Source organism: Flavobacterium gossypii, from assembly GCF_014138495.1.
Taxonomy (GTDB): Bacteria; Bacteroidota; Bacteroidia; order Flavobacteriales; family Flavobacteriaceae; genus Flavobacterium; species Flavobacterium endophyticum.
In genome coordinates this window covers 992,988-1,010,230 of the sequence record NZ_JACJIS010000001.1, presented here as the reverse complement: position 1 = coordinate 1,010,230, position 17,243 = coordinate 992,988, and the positions used below count along the sequence as shown (strand labels likewise).

At 37.9% G+C, this 17,243-nt stretch carries 18 protein-coding genes and 1 tRNA gene; 16 read left to right on the top strand and 3 right to left on the bottom strand.

The features are described from left to right. Window positions 1-20: 20 nt before the first annotated feature. Window positions 21-467, bottom strand: coding sequence for a GNAT family N-acetyltransferase (locus GGR22_RS04835; protein ID WP_182492778.1), 447 nt, complete (start codon window positions 465-467; stop codon window positions 21-23). Between the two features lie 170 nt (window positions 468-637). Between GGR22_RS04835 and GGR22_RS04830 the strand changes: the two genes are divergently transcribed. Next, a tRNA-Gly gene (locus GGR22_RS04830) sits at window positions 638-710 on the top strand. A 57-nt stretch (window positions 711-767) separates the two neighbouring features. Here GGR22_RS04830 and pepE read toward each other — a convergent pair. After that, window positions 768-1,475 carry a dipeptidase PepE gene (gene pepE / locus GGR22_RS04825; RefSeq protein WP_182492777.1) on the bottom strand — a complete coding sequence of 236 codons (708 nt, stop codon included), beginning with the start codon at window positions 1,473-1,475 and terminating at the stop codon, window positions 768-770. Window positions 1,476-1,627: 152 nt separating this feature from the next. On the opposite strand from pepE, the gene GGR22_RS04820 reads away from it, so the two are divergent. From GGR22_RS04820 to GGR22_RS04785, 8 genes are all read left to right on the top strand, one after another. Then, entirely contained in the window at window positions 1,628-2,389 is a 762-nt protein-coding gene (locus tag GGR22_RS04820) for a peptidase associated/transthyretin-like domain-containing protein (RefSeq protein ID WP_182492776.1), read from the top strand. Continuing rightward, entirely contained in the window at window positions 2,379-3,116 is a 738-nt protein-coding gene (locus GGR22_RS04815) for a hypothetical protein (protein ID WP_182492775.1), read from the top strand. Before GGR22_RS04820 ends, GGR22_RS04815 begins: the two co-directional genes overlap by 11 nt. Further along, window positions 3,103-3,855, top strand: coding sequence for a carboxypeptidase-like regulatory domain-containing protein (locus GGR22_RS04810; RefSeq protein ID WP_182492774.1), 753 nt, complete (start codon window positions 3,103-3,105; stop codon window positions 3,853-3,855). Before GGR22_RS04815 ends, GGR22_RS04810 begins: the two co-directional genes overlap by 14 nt. Continuing rightward, window positions 3,845-4,564 (top strand): carboxypeptidase-like regulatory domain-containing protein, encoded by a 720-nt coding sequence (locus GGR22_RS04805; protein ID WP_182492773.1) that lies wholly within the window; start codon window positions 3,845-3,847, stop codon window positions 4,562-4,564. The genes GGR22_RS04810 and GGR22_RS04805 overlap by 11 nt, the downstream gene beginning before the upstream one ends. A gap of 13 nt (window positions 4,565-4,577) precedes the next feature. Next, on the top strand, window positions 4,578-5,078 hold the full coding sequence (locus GGR22_RS04800) for a DUF6702 family protein (protein WP_182492772.1): 501 nt from the start codon (window positions 4,578-4,580) through the stop codon (window positions 5,076-5,078). Window positions 5,079-5,144: 66 nt separating this feature from the next. Then, on the top strand, window positions 5,145-7,403 hold the full coding sequence (locus GGR22_RS04795) for a M1 family metallopeptidase (RefSeq protein WP_182492771.1): 2,259 nt from the start codon (window positions 5,145-5,147) through the stop codon (window positions 7,401-7,403). 91 nt (window positions 7,404-7,494) lie between these two features. Beyond that, window positions 7,495-7,869, top strand: a complete 375-nt coding sequence (locus GGR22_RS04790; protein ID WP_121375212.1) for a Sec-independent protein translocase subunit TatA/TatB — start codon at window positions 7,495-7,497, stop codon at window positions 7,867-7,869. Continuing rightward, complete coding sequence (locus tag GGR22_RS04785; RefSeq protein WP_182492770.1) at window positions 7,870-8,475, top strand: phosphatase PAP2 family protein; 606 nt, start codon at window positions 7,870-7,872, stop codon at window positions 8,473-8,475. It begins immediately after the preceding gene. 1 nt (window position 8,476) lies between these two features. Here the strand turns inward: GGR22_RS04785 and GGR22_RS04780 are convergent, their stop codons facing one another. Then, complete coding sequence (locus GGR22_RS04780) at window positions 8,477-9,118, bottom strand: O-methyltransferase (RefSeq protein ID WP_182492769.1); 642 nt, start codon at window positions 9,116-9,118, stop codon at window positions 8,477-8,479. Between the two features lie 77 nt (window positions 9,119-9,195). Here GGR22_RS04780 and rlmN point away from each other — a divergent pair, with 77 nt between their 5' ends. From rlmN to dnaG, 7 genes are all read left to right on the top strand, one after another. Next, window positions 9,196-10,239 carry a 23S rRNA (adenine(2503)-C(2))-methyltransferase RlmN gene (gene rlmN / locus GGR22_RS04775; protein WP_182492768.1) on the top strand — a complete coding sequence of 348 codons (1,044 nt, stop codon included), beginning with the start codon at window positions 9,196-9,198 and terminating at the stop codon, window positions 10,237-10,239. 130 nt (window positions 10,240-10,369) lie between these two features. Beyond that, window positions 10,370-11,350, top strand: coding sequence for a polyprenyl synthetase family protein (locus GGR22_RS04770; protein WP_182492767.1), 981 nt, complete (start codon window positions 10,370-10,372; stop codon window positions 11,348-11,350). Between the two features lie 101 nt (window positions 11,351-11,451). Next, complete coding sequence (locus GGR22_RS04765) at window positions 11,452-12,642, top strand: aspartyl protease family protein (RefSeq protein ID WP_182492766.1); 1,191 nt, start codon at window positions 11,452-11,454, stop codon at window positions 12,640-12,642. Window positions 12,643-12,790: 148 nt separating this feature from the next. Then, on the top strand, window positions 12,791-13,351 hold the full coding sequence (locus GGR22_RS04760) for an RNA polymerase sigma factor (RefSeq protein ID WP_182492765.1): 561 nt from the start codon (window positions 12,791-12,793) through the stop codon (window positions 13,349-13,351). Beyond that, window positions 13,338-14,042: a hypothetical protein gene (locus tag GGR22_RS04755; RefSeq protein ID WP_182492764.1), complete on the top strand. Its 705-nt coding sequence runs from the start codon at window positions 13,338-13,340 to the stop codon at window positions 14,040-14,042. The genes GGR22_RS04760 and GGR22_RS04755 overlap by 14 nt, the downstream gene beginning before the upstream one ends. Window positions 14,043-14,076: 34 nt before the next feature. After that, complete coding sequence (locus GGR22_RS04750; protein ID WP_182492763.1) at window positions 14,077-15,135, top strand: coiled-coil domain-containing protein; 1,059 nt, start codon at window positions 14,077-14,079, stop codon at window positions 15,133-15,135. Between the two features lie 129 nt (window positions 15,136-15,264). Next, complete coding sequence (gene dnaG, locus GGR22_RS04745) at window positions 15,265-17,241, top strand: DNA primase (RefSeq protein ID WP_182492762.1); 1,977 nt, start codon at window positions 15,265-15,267, stop codon at window positions 17,239-17,241. Window positions 17,242-17,243: the final 2 nt, after the last annotated feature.

Sequence of the window (17,243 nt, the reverse complement as noted above, 5' to 3'; positions counted from 1 at the left end):
CGAACTAATTTGGATAAACTTTATATCGTATCCAGATTTTTATACATGACGTAATGCTTTCCGATATCTTCAATGTCGAACGGATCGCCGATAATTTCATAGCCTAACTTTTTATAGAAGGGCACGGCTATTTCTCGAGCATTAAACCACATGAGTTTTCCGCCTCTTTCGATAGCATCTTTTTCGGCATGCTTGACCAAAATTTCTCCTATTCCTTTTTTTTGATATTCCGACAATACAGCCATGCCTCTCAGCTGAAATTGCTGTTCTTCTTTGAAAAAAGGAGTAGGGTGTTTAAATAATGAAGCGATACCTGCTAATTTTTCATCATTAAAATACCCGAAATGCTTCGTTGTTTCTAAATTATCACCTTCAAATTGGCAAGTTTCTATCGATTTACCCGGCCTCAAAACAGGAAGTCGGACCGAAAATGTTTCTAGCGCGGGTATTTCTTTTATCGTTTGCATTTTTATTTTGAAATTTTTTTAATTGAATTGAAAATATAACATTTTAATACTAAAACTTTTAGAGGCTAAAAAGCGCATCACTGCAAAGTTTGCGAAAAAAAGATTGCATTTTTTTTGAAAAAAAACTTGCAACTGAAAAAACTTATTACTTATATTTGCACCGTAGTAATGCGGAAGTAGCTCAGTTGGTAGAGCTCCAGCCTTCCAAGCTGGTTGTCGCGAGTTCGAGCCTCGTCTTCCGCTCTAAAATCAAACCTCAAGTGAAAGCTTGAGGTTTTTTGTTTTTAGTATTTCTGTAAATTATTTAAGAAAACTCAGATCGCTTCCACTTTCTAATTCTTCTGGTTCTTGGTTTTGCCTAAAAAGCCTGGCTTTTAAATTTCCTTTCAAAGTGATGGTTTCGTTTCTTACCTCGAGCCAGCTTCCTTCTCGCAATCCTAAAACAGGCAAAGTGTTGAATTGGTGAAATTCTTTGATTCTCGTTTCTCTGGTTTCGCCCATGTGTGTTGAATTAGTATCAGGATCCAAATAATGTGGATTCAAGTTAAAAGGAATCATTCCTAAAGTCTGAAAGCTGGGCGGATAAATGATAGGCATATCGTTCGTAGTTTGCATGGTCAGTCCCGTTATATTACTGCCAGCGCTGGTTCCTAAATAAGGCGTTCCTTTTTTTAAAGTTTCCGATAGCAAGGTCATCAGGTCATAACGGTACAATTGGGAAACCAATAAGAAGGTATTTCCGCCGCCCGTAAAAATTCCCTCTGCCTGTTTTATAGCTTCTTTCGGGTTTTCAAATTCATGCAATCCTTTGACTTTGATGTCGATTTTGGAAAAAGCCTGTCGTACTTTTTCAGTATATTCGTTATGGGTAATGCCGCTGGGCCTTGCATAAGGTATAAAGAGCAGCGTGGTGATATTTTTAAAATGTGCCGAAAGCTCAGGCAGCAGATAGTCGAGGTAGCCACCGCCATGAAGTGTTGAAGTGCTGGCGATAATCAGGTTTTTCATTTCGTTAGATTTAATAGCCGTAAAGTTAGCAAGGTTTATAAATTATTGAGTGCTGGTTTGCAAAAGTTTATTATTAACATAATTTTAGTACGTCTTTGGCAATATATTTGGAGGCAGATAGGATATTTTTACCAGACAAACCTATCCCCCACATGATTATGCTTAAAAAGTTATTTTTATGCTCCTTTTTTATTGCCATTTCTCCTTCGGTGCTTGCCCAAGCTTCTGAAAGGAAAACGCTGAAAGGAAAAATAACTGCGTATACGCCGAGTCTTGACGGGATTTACGTTCTGAATCTGTCTTCTAGAAAAGAAACAGTAACCAAAGAAGGCGGTTACTTTTCGATTATGGCTAAAGAAGGCGATTCTATAATGTTTTCGTCCATACAGTTTAGAGGAAAAACCGTTGTTGTCGATCCGAGTGATTTTGAAAAGGAATTGCTTTTTGTAAAACTGGAAACCATGGTAAACCAGCTGGATGAAGTTATGGTCGTCCAATATAAGAGTATCAATGCCTATGATTTGGGAATTATTCCGAAACCTGCCAAAGTCTATACGCCAGCCGAAAGAAAATTAAGAACGGCCACTGGTTTAGATCCAAAAGTAGGACTGAATTCTTCGCTTACGATCGATCCGCTCTTTAATATGCTTTCGGGAAGGACAGCTATGCTGAAAAAAGAATTAGAAGCTGAGCGGAAAGAAAAATGGATGAGCCAGCTCGAGGATATGTTTGATGAAGACTATTACACGCAAAAACTAAAGATTCCTTCCGACCATGTAAGAGGATTTTTGTATTATGCGGTGGAAAACGAACGATTCGTGAAAATCTTGAGCAGTAAAAATAAAGCGATGACGACATTTTTATTAGGAGAGATAGCTAAAAAATACATTCAAACCATAACCGATGAAAAATAACTACTTTTTTATAATGCTGATGATGCTTTCTCAAGTCGTCTTTTCTCAAAAAAACGACAACAAGAAGATGCAAGGAAAAATAACGGCTGGCAAAGCTTTGGTCGAAGATGTTGAAGTTGTTAATTTTTCGAATGCTACCATGGCGCGTTCTAATGCCAAAGGCGAATTCGTCATTTATGCAAAAACGGGTGATGTACTGATATTGTCAGGAACAAATTTAGAGCATAAAAGAAAAACCATTACCCGCGATGAATTCACTGCTGGAACCCTTGAAATTGTCATGCAGCCTAAAGTTACGGTACTTGACGAAGTCGTTGTCAACAAAGACAGCGATGGTTTTTCGGTTGTGAAGCCAGCAAAAGTCTATACGCCAGCAGAAAGAAAACTAAGAACAGCCTCAAAACCTGTAGAGCTGATTCAAGGCCTGGGTATCAGCAACGATGCCATACTTAATTTTTTATCTGGAAGGACAAAAACACTGAAAAAAGGCGTCCAAGTTGAAAAAGAAATAGCCAGGCTCGAAAAAATCGATAATTATTTTGATGAAAGCTATTATACTGAAAGTTTGGATATTCCAAAAGACTACGTTAATGGTTTCAAATACTACATTGTCGGCGATGAAGAATTCGCGAAGGCTATGGACGCAAATAATAAGATAGCCATGGAAGCTTCCATAATCAAGTTAGCAGAAAAATATAAAGCCTTGCTAGCCGATGAGAAAAAATAATTATTTTGCCTTATTTTTTCTCCTGCTGACAGGGATTGTGTTTTCGCAATCTCAGGAAAAGCTACTCCACGGAAAGGTTCTAGCCGATGGTAATTATGTGCAAGGAATTAATGTGGTCAATCTTGTCAATGAAAAATCAGCTATTACGGATGCTGATGGAGAATTCCACATTTTGGCAAAAGAAGACGATCTGCTCGTGCTCTCGGCGATAAATTTTGAATATAAAAGAAAGATTATAGCTTCAGAAGATTTGAAGGCAGAAATAATCACAATCCATATGGTTCCAAAAACGAATCAGCTCGACGAAGTCGTCATTACAGAATATTCCAATATCAATGCGGTTGATTTAGGGATTTTGTCAAAGCCAGCAAAAGTATATACGCCAGCAGAAAGAAAGCTCAAGACCGCTACTGATTTAAATCTTTCGGTAGGTTTTGGAGCTATATTTAGTCTTGATCCTATTATTAATGCAATCTCGGGACGTACAAAAAATTTAAAAAACCAATTAAAAGTAGAGCGAAAAGAGCTTTTGATAAAAAGATTTCAAGAGTTGTATGAAGATGATTATATCATAAATACGTTGAAAATTCCATCAGAAAATGTAAAAGGCTTTCAATATTATGCTATTGAAAACGCGCAGTTTATAAAAGAACTTAACAATAAAAACAAACAAATGATGAATTTTTTGCTAGGCCAATTGGCAACAAAATACATCCACATTCTTTCAGATGAAAAATAGCTTCCTTTTAATAGGCTTGTTTGTTGTGCAGTTTCTTTTTTCACAAGAAAAAACGATCCACGGAAAAGTCACGGCCGACGGCAATAATGTGGAAGGAATCAACGTGGTCAATCTTGTCAATGAAAAATCGGCTCAAACTGATGCAAAAGGCGAATTCCGAATTCTTGCTAAAGAAGATGATCTTTTGGTGTTATCTGCCCTTAGCCTAGAATACAAAAGAAAAATTATAGAAGCTGACGATTTGAAATCTGAAACCGTTTTCATCACTATGATACCCAAAGCGACGCAACTAGATGAGGTCGAAATTACCAAATATAATAACATCAATGCTGTTTCGCTAAGCATCTTATCCAAGCCTGCAAAAGTATATACGCCTGCCGAAAGAAAGGTACGAACGGCGACGACAGGACTTCTTGATCCGTTGCTAAATTTCATGTCAGGAAGGACAAAAAGGCTTAAACAACAAGTGTCTGTAGAAAAAAAAGAAATGCTTTTAGAGAAAGTAGACAATCTGTATGACGATGCTTTCTACACTGAAACGCTCAAAATCCATCCCGATTATATAAGAGCATTCAAGTATTTCTGTATCGAAGATTTGAAATTTGCGACTGCTGTAAGGGCCAAAAACAAAACGCTGGCTACTTTTTTGATTAATGAGCTTGCAGTGGAATACAATAAGCTGCAAAATTCAGAAGTTCCGAAAGATTAAGTATTTTTGGAAAATGAAAAAAGTAATCCAGACAATTTCTCTTCTATTTCTTTTTGTGACACTGACTTCCGTGTCGCTGCATAAATTTTATGTATCTGTAAATCAGCTGGATTATGTTCCGCAAAAAAAAGCGATAGAAATTACTTCCCGATTATTTATTGATGATATAGATTTGGCTCTCGAGAAAAAATTTAATAAAAAAATATACCTCGGAACCTCAAAAGAATTAAAAGATAGCAAAGAGTATCTTCAGAAGTATTTTCAAGAAAAATTCAGCATCAAGGTAAATGGCCAAGAAAAAGAAATTCATTTTTTAGGAAAAGAAGTCGAAGACAATGTGCTGATTTGCTACTTCACCATCAAAAACATCGAAAAAGTGAGTTCGTTAGAAATAAAAGACGCCATCCTCATGGAGTTGTACGACCAGCAACATATTTTCCATACCAATATTGCAGGGAATAAGCAAAGCTTGCTGCTTACGTCGGGAAAAATGCGCGGAGTGTTAAATTATTAGCAATTTTTTTTGCATTACGCCAAATTGACTAAATTTCAATCCTTAAAACAAAATCATCGATTTTCAATGAAAAGAATAATTTTTCTACTAGCAATGCTTCCTGCCGTAGTTTTCGCACAGGAAACAAAAAACACCGATAAGAAGCGCGAGCCTGGAAAATACGATACCAATAAATTCAGCCAGATGTATGATCTTTTGGCGACACCTAATATGTTCAGAACGGCTTCTGGAGCTCCAGGACCGGCCTATTATCAGCAGCAAGCCGATTATAAAATGGACATCGAATTGGATGACAAGAACACGAAAGTTTATGGGACGGAAACGATAACATATCATAATAATTCGCCTGAAAATCTGGAATATTTGTGGGTGCAGCTGGATCAAAATCAAAAAGAGAGAAACTCTAAATCTACATTGGTAGAAAATCAAAAAATGGAGAAAGCCATGACTCCTGCTGGATTTTCAAAGAAATTCATGGAAGAAAGCTTTGACGGAGGTTTTGTAATCGAATACGTAAAAGACGCCAAAGGAAAACCGATGAAATACACCATCAACCAAACCATGATGCGTATTGATTTGGACACGCCGCTAAAATCAAAAGAAAAAATCTCATTTTCCATAAAATGGTGGTACAACATAAACAATTATAGAGTAGACGGAGGACGTTCTGGATATGAGCATTTCGAAAAAGACGGCAATAATCTCTATGTAATCGCTCAGTTTTATCCAAGAATGGCTGTCTATAATGATGTGGAAGGCTGGCAGAACATGCAATTTTGGGGAGCTGGAGAATTTGCGCTTCCTTTTGGAAATTTTGATGTGAATATTACGGTTCCTGCCGATCATGTTTTAGAAGCTACAGGCGACCTGATGAATAGAAAAGAGGTTTTTACAGCAGAACAATTAAAAAGATACCAATTAGCCGAAAAGACCTATGACAAGCCTGTCGTGGTAGTTACTCAAGAAGAAGCAGAAGCTGCATCAAAAGGATTCTCGGATAAAAAGAAAACATGGAAATTCAGCGCTAAAAACGTACGCGATTTCGGAATTTCGACATCCAGAAAATTCATCTACGATGCTATGGCTGTGAAGCTTTCCGAAAAATCAGTGATGGCGATTTCTTTATATCCGCCAGAAGCCAATCCGCTATGGGGCGAATATTCGACAAAAACGGTTGCGCACACTTTAAGAAGCTATTCGTCGCACACTTTTGATTACCCGTATCCAAAAGCGATTTCGATTTCTGCCGAAGATCAAGGTATGGAATATCCGATGATTTGTTGGAATTACGGACGTCCGGACGAAAATGGTTTCATCAGCGAAAGAATAAAATACGGAATGCAAAGCGTGATCATCCACGAAGTAGGACACAATTTCTTCCCGATGATTGTTAATTCAGACGAACGCCAATGGACATGGATGGATGAAGGTTTGAACACATTCATGCAATATATGGCCGAGCAAGAATTGAGTTCTAGCTATCCTTCACAAAGAGGGCCTGCGGCAAAAATTGTTCCGTATATGAGCGGTCCTCAGGACTTTTTGGAGCCTATCATGTCCAATTCAGAAAGCCTCCAACAATTTGGAGCGAATGCGTATGCCAAGCCAGCAACGGGGCTTAACATTCTTCGTGAAACTATTATGGGAAGAGAGCTGTTTGATTATGCATTTAAGACCTATGCAAATCGATGGAAATTCAAGCATCCGACGCCAGAAGATTTTTTCAGGACGATGGAAGATGCATCTGCAGTTGATTTGGACTGGTTTTGGAGAGGATGGTTCTATTCAACAGATTATGTAGATATCGGAATCCAAGACGTGAAAGAATACTATGTGTCGTCTGAAGCTCCAAAAGAGACTAAAGACGTAACGATACGAAGAGGCCGTTTTAATAAAGAAGATGGGCCATTTGTGTATATGGTTTCTGGGGATTCAAAAGATCTCAATAAAAAGAATATGAAGTCTTTTGATGTAAATGATATAAAAGTTTTGGCCGATTTCATCCAAGAAAAATATACGCAAGAAGAAAGAAGCAAGCTTAAATCTCCGAAATATTTTTATGAAGTCGCCTTTGATAAGCCGGGCGGCATGTTGATGCCTATTTTGGTACAGCTGACTTACGATGACGGATCTACAGAAGATTATAATTTTCCGGTACAAATCTGGAGAAAAGGAAATCAGACGGTATCCCGTGTTTTTGCTACTGAGAAGAAAGTTGCTAAGATAAAACTGGATCCAAAATTACAGACTGCCGATATCGATCTTGAGAATAATTCATGGCCGAAAGAGAAGATAAAATCAAAGTTTGACGAATTAGGAGGTTAGTTAAAATCGTATTAAAATAGATTAGTAAAAAGATAAAGCTGAAACTGCAGCTAGTTTTTTACCGTATCTTTGTGATATAAAATACAAGATTATGTTTGGTATAGGAGGATCAGAATTTATATTCATCATATTCATCGCAATCATGCTTTTCGGAGCAGACAAAATCCCAGAAGTTGCAAGAGCACTCGGTAAAGGAATGCAGCAGCTTAAAAATGCGACTGAAGATATTAAGTCGGAAATTCACAAAACTGCCTCAGATAGCGGTCTAGATACAAAATCTTTGACAGGTGGTTTTTCTGATGAAATCAATAAAGTAAAGGAAAACTTCAACAAGATTATTGAAAATTCCAACGACAATAGTTTTGGCTTAGATAAAATCACTCAAGATGTAGATGCCGAAATTAATAAAGTCAAAGAAGATATCGAAACCATAGGAGAGGGGCCAATAAAAAGACAAGACAGATAGATGGAAACAATATTGGAACTTGATAAAAACCTGTTTATTTATCTTAATAGCCTTGGTTCGGAACAATTCGATGGTTTTTGGCTATTCATTACAAAACAGATAAATTGGATTCCAATCTTTGCGATTATCATGTATCTTGTGTTCAAGCACCTTGGCTGGAAACATGCCTTGATGATAATAGTGGTCATGGCTTTGCTGATTGCATTGACAGATCAAACTACAAATCTTTTTAAAAATGGCTTTCAACGACTGCGGCCAGGTAGCAATCCTGATCTGGCGGACTTGATTAGGGCCGTACAAAAAAGAAAATCCTTTAGCTTTATTTCGGGCCATGCCTCAAATTCGATGGCGGCAGCCTTCTTTCTGTATAAGGTACTAAAGCCTTATCTGAAATACATGGGATTCATTTTCCTTTGGCCTTTAATTTTTGCGTATAGCAGAATCTACCTTGGACTACATTACCCTGGCGATATACTTTGTGGTTACATCTGGGGAATCCTGATGGCTTTGATTATGCTGAAATTATATGCTTATTTAAGAGATAAGTATTTTCCGCAAAAAGAATATGTCGACAATCCGACGAACGACGAGCCAATCCGAAATTAAGTTACAGAACTCTGCTCACGGTTAGTCCGTCTCGAATTGGCAATAATACTGTTTCTACTCTCGGATCTTCCTTAAGTTTTTTATTATATTCTAATAAAACATTTGTACTTAAGTCCCTTGGATCTGGCGTTTCGAGTACTTTTCCGCTCCATAGCACGTTATCGGAAAGAATAATTCCGCCTTTGTTCATCAAGGGAAGAATCATGTCAAAATAATTCAGATAGTTGTCTTTGTCGGCATCAATAAAAACTAAATCATAGGTCTTTCCCAAAGTTGGGATGATTTCTAAAGCATCACCCAAATGCTGTGAGATTTGGTTTTTCCATGGCGATAAGTCAAAATACTTTTTTTGGATGCTAGACAATTCTTCATTGATATCAATCGTGTCGATTGAGCCATTTTCCTGCATTCCCTCTGCTAAACACAAAGTTGCATAACCAGTATACGTCCCGATTTCAAGGATATTAACTGGACGTATCAATTTAGAAAGCATGCTCAAGACTCTCCCTTGAAAATGACCGCTCAGCATTCTTGGCTGCATGATTTTTTGATAGGTTTCTCTATGCAGTGCTGCTAAAAGCGCAGGCTCGTTTTCGGAATGCCTTTCGACATAAAGTTCTAGTTCGGGAGAAATAAAATGCATGGTAAAAAGTTTTTGCAAAATTATAAAATATTAACACTCATTAGGTACTTATCACTTCTAATATATAACTTTGCGCCATGCAAATCGAGAAAAAAGACATCAGAGCATTATCCAAAGACCAGCTTCGCGAGTTTTTTGTATCCAACGGAGACAAAGCCTTTCGTGGTAACCAAGTCTATGAATGGCTCTGGAGCAAGGGCGCCCATAATTTTGACGACATGACAAATGTTGCAAAAACAACGCGCCAAATGTTGGAGAAAAACTTCGTTATCAATCATATTAGGGTAGACCAGATGCAGAAAAGCGAAGATGGGACTGTAAAAAATGCAGTACGTCTTCACGATGGCTTAGTAGTAGAATCTGTCTTGATTCCAACAAATACAAGAACAACAGCCTGTGTTTCTTCTCAAGTTGGCTGTAGTCTCGATTGTAATTTTTGCGCTACCGCAAGACTCAAAAGAATGCGAAACCTCAATCCAGATGAAATCTATGACCAAGTTTTAGCTATCGATAACGAAAGCAAGCTCTATCATAATCGTCCGCTTTCCAATATTGTTTTTATGGGCATGGGCGAGCCGCTCATGAACTACAATAATGTTATCAAGGCGATTGACAAGATTGTATCTCCAGAAGGACTCGGAATGTCGCCAAAAAGAATAACTGTTTCTACATCAGGAATTCCGAAGATGATTAAAAAACTTGCCGACGATGAAGTGAAATTCAGGCTGGCTGTTTCGCTCCATTCCGCAATAGACGAAATTCGTTCTCGAATCATGCCGTTCAGCCAAAACTTTCCGTTGGCAGACTTGCGTGAGTCATTGGAATATTGGTATAACAAAACCAGAAGTAAGATTACCTATGAATATGTTGTCTGGAAAGGCATTAACGATAATAAAGCTTCGGTTGATGCTCTGGTGAAATTCTGCAAATACGTTCCTTGCAAAGTCAATCTGATCGAATACAATCCAATTGATGATGGTGAATTTCAGCAAGCTTCAGAAGAATCTATAAACGAATACATTAAAGCTTTAGAAAAAAATGATATCGTTGTTAAAGTGAGAAGGAGCAGAGGAAAAGATATCGATGCTGCTTGCGGACAATTGGCTAATAAAGAAGCATAATTTAGAGTAAAAGAATATACAAGGACGCTGTCAGGGTTTCAAATCCTGACAGCGTCTTTTTTTAAAAGAGAACTTTATAATCTTATGACACTTCTTGCACTTTAACACTTAAATAGTATCTTTGTTTCCAATGAAAATCACCGAGCAAATAAAACAGCCGATTCTTGCCGAAATGGAACTTTTTGAAAAAAAGTTTCACGAAGCAATGTCTTCAAAAGTAGCTTTGCTCAACAGGATAACTTACTATATCGTCAACCGAAAAGGGAAACAAATGCGTCCGATGTTTGTTTTTCTGACAGCCAAGATGGTTTCTGAAGGCATAGTCAATGAAAGGACGTATCGTGGTGCTTCAGTCATCGAATTAATCCATACCGCAACCTTAGTTCATGATGATGTCGTAGACGATAGTAACAGGCGCCGTGGTTTTTTCTCCATCAATGCCTTATGGAAAAATAAAATTGCCGTTCTTGTAGGCGATTACTTGTTGTCGAAAGGATTGTTACTTTCTATTGATAATGGCGATTTTGATTTACTGAGAATCATTTCCGTAGCCGTTCGCGAAATGAGCGAAGGCGAACTACTCCAGATCGAAAAAGCAAGAAGGCTTGATATTACTGAAGATATTTATTACGAAATCATACGCCAGAAAACAGCGACTCTGATTGCTGCTTGCTGCTCGCTTGGAGCCTGCTCTGTGCTTCCAGAAAATAGCGAGATTATTGAAAGGATGCGCAAATTCGGAGAACTTATCGGTATGGCTTTTCAGATAAAAGATGATTTGTTTGATTATACAGATGACGCTATCGGAAAGCCGACTGGAATTGATATAAAAGAGCAAAAAATGACGCTTCCGTTGATTTATGTCTTGAATCACTGTTCGCCAAAAGAAAAAAGCTGGGTAATCAATTCCATCAAAAACCATAATAAAGACAAAAAACGCGTCAAGGAAGTAATCGCGTTTGTCAAAAACAACAATGGCTTGGCATACGCCGAAGAAAAAATGATTCAATTTCAAGAAGAAGCCCTTCTTCTGATACAAGATTTTCCAAGCTCTCCTTATAAAGACGCGCTTACCTTGATGGTAAATTACGTTATCGAAAGAAAAAAATAATTTCTTTCAATCCGTTGACAACTATTATTTTATCCTTCATGCAACCTTTTTTGTAGCAGTATCGTCTTAGACTATAGCATGTCTAACCTAATACTTTTGCTATGAGATTCTTATATGTGTTTTTTTTTCTTTGTTCAGCGTATGTACATGCCCAAAAACCTAAAGAAGTTCTGAATTGGATCAACACCGCAAAGTCAGAAAACAAAGATTTTTATTATGAAATTCCTTTTGAATATCGCAATAACGAAATCGTGATTCAAGTTCGGATAGGAGGCCAGACGTATGATTATATTTTTGATACCGGCGGCTATAATAATATAACCGATGCTATTCAGGCGAAAAACAACTTTCCGATACTGACGAAACAGACGGTCGGAAGCAGCAACAAAATCAAAAAAGAAATCAACATCGTAAAAGTGGACAGCTTGCATATCGGAAAACTTATATTTCATGATATAGTTGCGCTCCAGATGAATTTTGATGAATCGCCAACTATAAAATGTACGATTGATGGCGGATTGATTGGAGCCAGTATTATCAAAAATTATATCTGGCAGATTGATTACCCAAATAAGAAAATAATAGTAACAGACCAGATTAGTAGGATAGTGAATCTAAAACAAGCTGTGAAAGTTCCTGTTACGTTTAATAGCAGGCTCATGCCTTATATCGAAATAAAGATAAACGACAAGAAAGAAAAAATGATGTTTGATTTAGGAAGCGCTACGTTATTCAGCATGACTGAAAAAATAGCCAAAAAGCACGGAATAGAAAATGCGATTACTTTAACAGGCGGCGGAACTGAAGGCGGAAACGGTGTTATCAAAGAGCCGATTTATATCATAAACTCCGGTAAGGTCGAAATTAAAAACCTCCTTTATCTGAACAAGCCGATTTATTATACTTCGACAAACAACGAACCGCTAATTGGCAACCCAATCATAAAAGATTATATCGTCACAATGAATTTCAAGGACGATCAGATCTATTTTCTTCCTATAAATGAATCTGCTGTGAATGATGGCTGGAGTACATTTGGCTTCACAATAGAATATAACGACGGGAAATCAAAAGTAGCCACGTTGCTCAAAGATTCCGAAGCAGCAAAAGCAGGACTTCAGGTCAATGACGAAATAGTGGCTGTTGACGGACAAAAAGCAGACTGTCTTGATTATTGTCAATGCAAAAAAATATATAGCATGCTTTTAGAAACCAAGAACGAAATTACATTAGACGTAAATAAAAACGGGCAGACACAAAAGATAACCCTCAAGAAGCAAAAAATATTTTAACTTTAACCCTTGTTTTATAAGAGGTTGCTACCTTTAAGCAATTTAATTTGAATTTTTTTTACACCCCATGCAACCCTTTTCGAACGAATCTCGTCTATGCTAATAGAACACTGATTGAAATGTTCAAGTCAAAGATCAAAAACACTAAATGAAAGTAATCGCTTTACATCAAGAGGAAAAAGACATAATCAGCCAGGCTGTCGCAAACAACCGTCATGCGCAGCAAAAGATTTATGCCGGCCATGCCCCGAAGATGCTAAGTGTCTGCAGGCAATATATAAAAGATGTACACCAAGCAGAAGATGTGATGATTACCGCTTTCATGAAAGTTTTTGCCAACCTTAAAAACTTTGAACACAAAGGAAGCTTTGAAGGCTGGATCAGAAGAATAATGATCAACGAATGCATTTCGTTCATCAGGGTTCAAAAAAAAGTAAAATATATTGAAGATGAGACTTATTTCGAAGAGACTCATAATAATACAGACAGCCAATTCAATGTTGAAGATATTCAATTTTTGATTGACAGTCTGCCAGACGGCTACAGGATGGTTTTCAACCTCTATGCTATTGAAGGATTCAAGCATCAGGAAATTGCGAAAATGCTCGGAATAAACGAAGGGACATCCAAATCGCAATTGTCACATGCTCGAAAAATGTTGCAGGAACAAATTAACAAACTAAAGAATTTTCAAAATGGAACCGAATAAACTAGAAAAGGATTTCAAAAAGAAACTAGACGAAAGGACCATTCAGCCTTCTGAAATGGCCTGGGATAGATTGGATGCCATGCTTTCGGTAGCCGAAAAGAAAAAACCTAAAAAAAGAACATGGCTCTATATCGCAGCAAGTTTTTTGGGATTTTTATTGGTCGGGACAATCTTCTTCAACCAATCAGAAGCGGTAATAGAGAAAGGGAATGATGTAGTTGTGACTGAAGAAAAAACTGAAAAAACAGTTGAAAACAGGACCCCAGAAGAACAAAATATAAAATCATCAAATCAAATCACGATAGTTAATTCAGAAGCCATCGCTTCAAGGTTGCCGGTGCAAAAAAAGAATCAAAAAGCTGGGTCTTCCACTTCTTTGAAGAAAGAAGACCAAGCGCTGCAGCCGACGCAAGAAAAGACAGAAATGATAGCTTCTGCTGGGCAAAACGAGATGACAAAAGCCAATAAGTATATCGAATCAGAACAGCTTTTGGCTGAAGCTGAAACGAGAATCCAATCGCAGTCTATCAAAAAATACGTTGCAAAATCGAGCGTGAAAGTAGATTCCAAAGGCTTGCTTTCTTCTGTAGAAGGAGAATTGAACGAAACTTTTAGAGACAAGGTGGTCAAATCCATCGGCAAGAATTACGAAAATGTAAAGACGTCTCTTGCAAATAGAAATAACGAATAAATCAATCTGACTTTACAAACTAAAACCAAATATCATGCAAAAAATTATTTTTTACGCAGCGGCATTGCTATGCCTTTTTGCATCCAAAGCATTTGCACAAGAAACCTTTGAGCAAAGAGCCAAAGCAATCGCACAGCGTATTGAAGCCATCACAAAAGAAGAAAAAGATGCCCTAAAAGAAGAGGTCGAAGCCGTAAACAAACAGCTAGACAATGGGGAAATTTCGCAAGAAGAAGCGGATAGCCAAAAAGCCACGCTTGCCGACAGCAGAGCAAAAAATATTGAAGAAAGAGTCGGAACCGAAGAAGCAAAACTGACCGCTTTAGTGAAAGAAAAAGTAGATGGCAAATTGCCTCCGGAACGAAGAAAAACAGCCTTCAGTATTTATTGGGATAGTTGGGATAAAGACTCTAAAAAAAGAGACTCTATCGTAAGAACTAGAAGCGAATCCAGGACAACATCACAATTTGTTTTTGCTTTTGGTCTTAACAATGCGCTGACAGAAGGCGACCTGAGTTCTGTTGAAGGTTCTGATTATAGAGTGTGGGGATCGCATTTTTACGAATGGGGAATCACGTTCAATACAAGATTAGCGAAAAACCACAACCTTTTGCATGCCAAATACGGACTGTCGTTGATGTATAACAATCTTCGCCCTACGGACAATCGTAATTTTGTGGTAAACGGCGACCAGACAAATTTGGTGACAAATCCAATCAATCTGAAGGATTCACGTTTTAGAAATGTCTATTTGGTAGTTCCTGTGCATCTAGAATTCGATTTCACAAAAAAACGCGTTACCGAAAAAAGAACCTACTTCCATTCGCATGAAAGCATCCGATTCGGTATCGGAGGTTATGGAGGAGTAAATGTAAAATCCAAACAAATCTTGCGCTATGAAATCGACAATCATAACGTAAAAGAAAGAAGCAAAGGCGATTTCAATGTAAACGATTTTATTTATGGACTTAGTGCCTATATCGGATACGGCGAAATAAGTTTGTATGCCAAATACGATCTGAATACGATTTTCCGAGATAATCCAGTAGACCAAAATAATATTTCCGTAGGAATTAGATTTGATTTAAATTAAAGAGTGTTTAAGTTAGTGAATACGTAGAAAAGTGCTCATGCCGACAAAAAGGTGTGAGCGCTTTTTGTATTTATGCAAGCCGAAAATCTTCGTATCTTTGAACTCTTAAAACCGAATACTTCTTTATAATTGATAGCCAAGACAACCATAGATACAGTTTTTGAAACCGCCCGAGTCGAGGAGGTCATAGGCGATTTCGTGCAGCTCAAAAGAGCAGGGAGCAACTTCAAGGGACTGAGTCCTTTTTCTGACGAACGCTCTCCTTCGTTTATGGTTTCGCCCGTAAAGCAGATATGGAAAGATTTTAGCTCGGGAAAAGGAGGAAATGTCGTCGCTTTTTTGATGGAGCACGAACATTTTACCTATCCAGAGGCGATTCGCTATTTAGCCAAGAAATACAATATAGAAATAGAAGAAACAGAGCAGTCGCAAGAAGAAAAAGCAGAAGCAAATGAAAAAGAAAGCATGTATCTGGTTTCTGAATTTGCCAAAAAGTACTTTCACGATATATTGCTCAATAACGAAGAGGGCCAAGCTATCGGCTATTCGTATTTCAAGGAAAGAGGCTTTACCAACGAAACGATACGAAAATTCGAATTAGGCTATTCGCCAGAATCATGGGATGCCTTGACCAAAGAAGCTTTAGGTAAAGGGTATAAGCTCGACTATCTTGACAAGACAGGATTGACTATCGTTAAAGAAGATAAGCAATTTGACCGATTTAAAGGACGCGTGATGTTTCCGATACAAAGCATGTCGGGACGGACGCTCGGTTTTGGAGGAAGGATTCTCGGAAACGACAAGAAGGCCGCAAAATATATGAATTCGCCTGAAAGCGATATTTACCACAAGAGTAAAGTCCTTTATGGTATATTTCATGCCAAGCAGGCCATCGCAAAACTTGATAATTGCTATTTAGTTGAGGGATATACGGATGTGATCCAATTTCATCAAGCCGGAATAGAAAACGTGGTAGCTTCCTCCGGAACGGCACTGACGCCCGACCAGATTCGTTTAGTCAACCGTCTGACAAAAAACATCACGGTGCTTTTTGACGGCGATGCGGCCGGTTTAAGAGCTTCAATTAGAGGAATCGACCTTATTCTTGAAGAAGGGATGAATGTCAAAGTGTGCACGTTCCCTGACGGTGAAGATCCGGATAGTTTCGCCAGAAAAAATTCTCACGATGAGGTTGTGCGATATTTGGAAGCCAATTCAAAAGATTTTATTCAGTTCAAGGCTTCGTTGCTTATGAATGAAGCCAAGAATGACCCTGTCAAAAAAGCGGGACTGATTCGCGATATGGTGGCCAGTATTTCAAAAATTCCAGACCGTATCCAAAGAGAAATCTATCTTCAGGAAACGGCAAGAATAATGGATATCTCGGAGCAAGTCTTGGTCAATACATTGGCACAGCTTGTGCAGAAAGAAGTTACGGATACCGGTAAAAAGCAAAAACAAGAGCAGAAAGCTTTTGAAGTCGTAAAGAATGAAAACTCAGAAACGGCTCCAAAAATCGATGTCCTTTATGAATTAGAGCGAAAAATAATCGAAATTCTTCTGTTGTATGGAAATAAGGAAGAAGAATTCGAAGATGTACTGCTCAAGACCAACGACGAAGGCGAAATTGAAGAAGCAATCGAAAAAAAAGAATATAAAGTATACCAAAGAATATATTTGAGCCTTCAAGAAGACGAAGTAGAACTTGCAAATCCGCTATTCAGAGATATCTACAACGATTTGGTGAATTATTTCCATCAAAACGAATCTTTCAACATGGAGCATTACCTGATGCATCTTGCGCCAGAACTGGCTCAAGAAGTTACGGACATATTAATGTATGAGGAAAGGGAGCTTCTTCATAACTGGGAAGGACAAAATATTATCGTAAAACAAAAAGACCAGACCATAGGCCAATATGTTTCAGAGACAATTCTGACATTGAGGTGGTATCTCGTAGACAGAATTATAGAGGAGTTGAAAGGCAGCATTACATCTGGCCCAGATTCAGACAATACAGAAACACTGTCTATGGCAATGGATTATTATAAACTAATCAATTCTTTTTCGTCTAAACTAGGCAGGGTAATGTCGCGTTATAGCTAAGC

What these genes read in the sequence shown, in the direction of transcription:
- GGR22_RS04835 (WP_182492778.1), bottom strand. Translation starts at nt 467, where the DNA reads ATGCAAACGATAAAAGAAATACCCGCGCTAGAAACATTTTCGGTCCGA.
- pepE (WP_182492777.1), bottom strand. Translation starts at nt 1,475, where the DNA reads ATGAAAAACCTGATTATCGCCAGCACTTCAACACTTCATGGCGGTGGC.
- GGR22_RS04820 (WP_182492776.1), top strand. Translation starts at nt 1,628, where the DNA reads ATGATTATGCTTAAAAAGTTATTTTTATGCTCCTTTTTTATTGCCATT.
- GGR22_RS04815 (WP_182492775.1), top strand. Translation starts at nt 2,379, where the DNA reads ATGAAAAATAACTACTTTTTTATAATGCTGATGATGCTTTCTCAAGTC.
- GGR22_RS04810 (WP_182492774.1), top strand. Translation starts at nt 3,103, where the DNA reads ATGAGAAAAAATAATTATTTTGCCTTATTTTTTCTCCTGCTGACAGGG.
- GGR22_RS04805 (WP_182492773.1), top strand. Translation starts at nt 3,845, where the DNA reads ATGAAAAATAGCTTCCTTTTAATAGGCTTGTTTGTTGTGCAGTTTCTT.
- GGR22_RS04800 (WP_182492772.1), top strand. Translation starts at nt 4,578, where the DNA reads ATGAAAAAAGTAATCCAGACAATTTCTCTTCTATTTCTTTTTGTGACA.
- GGR22_RS04795 (WP_182492771.1), top strand. Translation starts at nt 5,145, where the DNA reads ATGAAAAGAATAATTTTTCTACTAGCAATGCTTCCTGCCGTAGTTTTC.
- GGR22_RS04790 (WP_121375212.1), top strand. Translation starts at nt 7,495, where the DNA reads ATGTTTGGTATAGGAGGATCAGAATTTATATTCATCATATTCATCGCA.
- GGR22_RS04785 (WP_182492770.1), top strand. Translation starts at nt 7,870, where the DNA reads ATGGAAACAATATTGGAACTTGATAAAAACCTGTTTATTTATCTTAAT.
- GGR22_RS04780 (WP_182492769.1), bottom strand. Translation starts at nt 9,118, where the DNA reads ATGCATTTTATTTCTCCCGAACTAGAACTTTATGTCGAAAGGCATTCC.
- rlmN (WP_182492768.1), top strand. Translation starts at nt 9,196, where the DNA reads ATGCAAATCGAGAAAAAAGACATCAGAGCATTATCCAAAGACCAGCTT.
- GGR22_RS04770 (WP_182492767.1), top strand. Translation starts at nt 10,370, where the DNA reads ATGAAAATCACCGAGCAAATAAAACAGCCGATTCTTGCCGAAATGGAA.
- GGR22_RS04765 (WP_182492766.1), top strand. Translation starts at nt 11,452, where the DNA reads ATGAGATTCTTATATGTGTTTTTTTTTCTTTGTTCAGCGTATGTACAT.
- GGR22_RS04760 (WP_182492765.1), top strand. Translation starts at nt 12,791, where the DNA reads ATGAAAGTAATCGCTTTACATCAAGAGGAAAAAGACATAATCAGCCAG.
- GGR22_RS04755 (WP_182492764.1), top strand. Translation starts at nt 13,338, where the DNA reads ATGGAACCGAATAAACTAGAAAAGGATTTCAAAAAGAAACTAGACGAA.
- GGR22_RS04750 (WP_182492763.1), top strand. Translation starts at nt 14,077, where the DNA reads ATGCAAAAAATTATTTTTTACGCAGCGGCATTGCTATGCCTTTTTGCA.